Source organism: Mucilaginibacter sp. (assembly GCF_039935595.1).
In the GTDB taxonomy this organism is placed as follows: domain Bacteria; phylum Bacteroidota; class Bacteroidia; order Sphingobacteriales; family Sphingobacteriaceae; genus Mucilaginibacter.
The window spans coordinates 1-3,957 of record NZ_JBDTJZ010000072.1 but is presented as its reverse complement, the minus strand read 5'-3'; the positions used below and the strand labels follow the sequence as shown (position 1 = coordinate 3,957).

General features: G+C 41.0%; 5 protein-coding genes. 4 read left to right on the top strand and 1 reads right to left on the bottom strand.

Going from position 1 to position 3,957, the window contains the following annotated elements:
- The 4 genes from ABI367_RS04435 to ABI367_RS04420 all read left to right on the top strand — a co-directional run.
- The coding region (locus ABI367_RS04435; RefSeq protein ID WP_462227136.1) for a DUF2975 domain-containing protein at positions 1–405 on the top strand (405 nt) is incomplete at its 5' end.
- Entirely contained in the window at positions 405–608 is a 204-nt protein-coding gene (locus ABI367_RS04430) for a helix-turn-helix domain-containing protein (protein ID WP_462227135.1), read from the top strand. The genes ABI367_RS04435 and ABI367_RS04430, both read left to right, overlap by 1 nt.
- A gap of 149 nt (positions 609–757) precedes the next feature.
- Complete coding sequence (gene murB, locus ABI367_RS04425) at positions 758–1,777, top strand: UDP-N-acetylmuramate dehydrogenase (RefSeq protein ID WP_462227134.1); 1,020 nt, start codon at positions 758–760, stop codon at positions 1,775–1,777.
- Between the two features lie 236 nt (positions 1,778–2,013).
- Positions 2,014–2,550 (top strand): RNA polymerase sigma factor, encoded by a 537-nt coding sequence (locus ABI367_RS04420; RefSeq protein ID WP_462227133.1) that lies wholly within the window; start codon positions 2,014–2,016, stop codon positions 2,548–2,550.
- 172 nt (positions 2,551–2,722) lie between these two features.
- On the opposite strand, the gene ABI367_RS04415 is transcribed toward ABI367_RS04420, so the two are convergent.
- Positions 2,723–3,957, bottom strand: a 1,235-nt coding sequence (locus ABI367_RS04415; protein ID WP_462227132.1) for a phytoene desaturase family protein, incomplete at its 5' end; no start/stop codon positions are given.

Here is a 3,957-nt window from a genome sequence, read left to right as displayed (position 1 = left end):
CAAGCCGTTGATGGAGTTGCTATAGTTCAAGTGATAGATAAACCTAATGCTTTTGGCGAAATCCCGAATTTATTATCATTTATAATATCCAGGTTTTTAATTATCGCTATTCTATATAATATGCGCAAGATATTCAGTACCTTTTATCGTAACGAACCTTTTGATTATAAGAACGTAACCCGTATAAAAATTATCGCGTTATATCTTGCATTAATCCCTGCTATGCAACTCATTGATAATTTAATTGATTACTCACACTTTATTAATTATCAACTAGCGTCTAAATTTTTATTCAGATGGAAGTTTAGTATACTAAGCATAATTATTCCTGCAATAGTGTATATGGTTGCAGAAATATTTAAATACGGATTTGAATTAAAAAAGGAAAACGAGGAGTTTGTATAATGGCGATAATTGTAAACCTGGATGTAGAAATGGCTAAAAGCAAGATGTCTCTTAAAGATCTGGCCGAGCGCATAGATATTTCTATGACCAATTTATCCTTGTTAAAAACCGGTAAGGTTAAAGGCGTAAGGTTTGATACGCTTGAAGCCATTTGCCGCGAACTAAATTGTAAACCGGGTGATATATTGAATATAACTCCTTAAATCAAATACCCCATGTCATCTCGACGAGGAACGAGGAGAGATCTATACACGCGCTACGCCGGTAGTCCTGTGTATAGATCTCTCACTGTGTTCGAGATGACAAGTATTATAATAGTTATTGTAAATTAATTCCGAAATTCGCCCTAACCATGCTGCAAATACAACAAAACGTTTCCCTTAAAAACTTTAACACCTTTGGTGTCGAAGCCGCTGCCAAATACTTTGTGGAGATAAACCACGAGGACGACCTGGTGGAGCTTTTTATGGACCCGCAATGGAAACAGGGACGTTTACTGGTATTGGGCGGCGGCAGCAATATGCTGCTGATAAACGATTTTGACGGCCTGGTTATCCGCATGAATATCCGCGGGTTTGAGCACCGTATAAACCACAATGATGTTTTTGTGGAAGCAGGCGGCGGCGAGGTTTGGGACGATCTGGTTAACTTTTGCGTGGCGCGCGAATATGCCGGACTGGAAAACCTGAGCCTGATACCCGGCTCGGTTGGCGCGTCGCCCATACAAAATATAGGCGCTTACGGGGTTGAACTGCAGGATGTGTTTTATAGCTGCCGTGCTTTTGAAATTGCAACCGGTACCTTTAAAACTTTTACCAAAGCCGACTGTAAATTTGACTACCGCGAAAGTGTGTTTAAAAGTGAATTGAAAGGGCAGTATATCATCGTGGCGGTAAAGTTCCACTTATCATTAATACCTAACTTTAACCTGCACTATGGCGCTATTGAGCAGGAGCTGGCCAATCGGGGTATAACCCAACCTACCATTAAGGATGTATCGCAGGTGGTATCGCATATACGCGTATCCAAACTGCCTGATCCTACTACTATTGGCAATGCCGGCAGTTTTTTTAAAAATCCGGTTATTAGTTTAGCAGAGTTTGCACCCATACAAACCAAATTTCCGGATGTAGTACACTTTCCGGCAGGCGAGGGCCATGTAAAACTTGCCGCGGGCTGGCTCATTGAGCAATGCGGCTGGAAAGGCAAAGTAGTGGGCCATACCGGCACCTGGAAGAGCCAGGCCCTGGTTTTGGTGAACCATGGCGGCGCTACGGGCGATGAGGTTTATAACTTTTCGTCGCAAATCATAGACAGTGTGTACACTAAATTTGGCGTTACCCTACAGCGCGAGGTTAATATTATTAGTTAAAAAAATTTCATAATTATTTTTTTACAGGCAAGGAATAACCTGCTTTTGCTTATCTATTACATTTTATAAATAATATAATAACACATTATATATCAATATATTATAGTTTTAAAGGTGTATTTTGTACACTTGATCTTACAGCAACTTTCGTCCATACATACCCGTGTGTGTTTTGTTTTAAATATTTTTTGGATGGTATCATGTTTGTCTACATCTCCATACAAAAACGAAACAAGATGACAAAAATTGAGTTTAACACCCTGGTATTACGTCAAGCAAGTTCATTAAGGTCATACGCCTTACATTTTACACACGACGCAGATGATGCTAACGACCTTGTTCAGGATACAATGTTGAAAGCCATTACTTATTACAATAAGTTTAAAGAAGGCACCAATTTAAAAGGATGGTTATACACTATCATGAAAAATACATTTATTAACAACTATCGTCGTTTTGTGAAGATGAGCACTTTTGTAACCAAGTCTGACGAAATATCGTCGCCAAATCTGGTATATAGCTCAACCAAAAATCAGGGCGAAGCTAAATTTGTAATGGATGATATTAAACGTGCTATGGACAGGTTACCTGCCGATTACTATATACCCTTCACCATGTACTTTGAAGGCCATAAATACCATGAAATAGCCGATCATTTAATTATACCTATCGGTACCGTTAAAACCCGTATACACGTAGCACGTAAGCTATTGAAAAAAGGCTTAAAAGCTTATGATACCTGCGTTAAAAAACCAGTATACGCCGAAAACTAAGTCCATAAATAAACTCGATTATATAGCAAAAGCCTGCCTTATTTATAAGGTGGGTTTTTTATTTTTACCTATTTTAAACTGTCATTTCGAGCGATAGCGAGAAATCTATACATATTCCAGCCGAACGCGTGTATAGATTTCTCCTCGTACCTCGTTCGAAATGACAACAGGGCTATAGTTTGCTTAACCCCTTCATCGCTTCCCTTGCAGCAATCTCCCCCGATATCAACGCAGGTGGTACACCCGGCCCAGGCACGGTAAGTTGCCCGGTATACAATAAATTTTTAATATGCTTGTTACGCATGGCTGGTTTAAAAAAGGCCGTTTGGGCCAATGTATTGGCCAGACCATAAGCGTTGCCTTTATAGGAATGGTAATCGGCCTTAAAATCATTTAAGGCATAGCTGCGTTTTACCACCATATTATCTTTTATTGTTTCCCCAGTTATGGCTTCAAACCGCGATACAATCATGTCGAAATACTTTTCGCGCATAGCATCGGTGTCTTCCAGTCCCGGAGCAATAGGGATTAAAAAAAACAGGTTTTCTCCATCAGCAGGAGCTACGGTATTATCAGTTTTTGAGGTGCAGGCCACATAAAACAGAGGCTTAGACGGCCATTGCGGGTTACTGTATATCTCTTTAGCGTGTTGCTCAAAATCCTCATCAAAAAATAAATTATGATGCTCAACATTGTGCAGTTTTTTATTTATCCCCACATAAAACAACAAACTCGACGGCGACATGGTCCTGCTATCCCAATACTTGTCCGTGTAGTTGCGGTAGGGCGCATCTAACAGGTGTTGGTCCACATGGGCATAGTCTGCCCCGGCAATAACAAAGTCGGCAGATATGGTGTCGTTGGTGGTTATTACGCCCGTTGCCTTTTTATTGCTGACCTCAATTTTGGTTGCCTCGGTATTTAATTTTATCTCCACGCCTAATTCTTCAGCAACGGCAACCATCGCTTTTACGATCTCGTTCATGCCGCCCATAGGGTACCAGGTTCCCAGCGCCAGGTCGGCATAATTCATCATACTGTACATAGCCGGGGTATTTTGCGGCGCCGCGCCCAAAAACAACACCGGGAACTCCAGTAGTTTAATGAGTTTAGGGTTTTTAAAATACCCGCGTACGTGTTTGCTCATGCTGGTAAACAATTGCATACCCACGCTTTTTTTAATGAGATTAAAATCGATAAACTCGGTAATAGAATGCGACGGGCGGAAAACATATTCGCCCATGCCCACCTTATATTTATAGGCCGCTTGCTCCAAAAATTTTCGCAGTTGTTGGCTACTGCCCGGTTCAATACTTTCAAAAAGGGCTTCCAGTTGGGGCATGGCGGCAGGTACATTCATCAAATCATCTTTGCCAAAATAAACGCGATAGCCGGGGTCGAGCCGTT

What these genes read in the sequence shown, in the direction of transcription:
- murB (WP_462227134.1), top strand. Translation starts at nt 758, where the DNA reads ATGCTGCAAATACAACAAAACGTTTCCCTTAAAAACTTTAACACCTTT.
- ABI367_RS04430 (WP_462227135.1), top strand. Translation starts at nt 405, where the DNA reads ATGGCGATAATTGTAAACCTGGATGTAGAAATGGCTAAAAGCAAGATG.
- ABI367_RS04420 (WP_462227133.1), top strand. Translation starts at nt 2,014, where the DNA reads ATGACAAAAATTGAGTTTAACACCCTGGTATTACGTCAAGCAAGTTCA.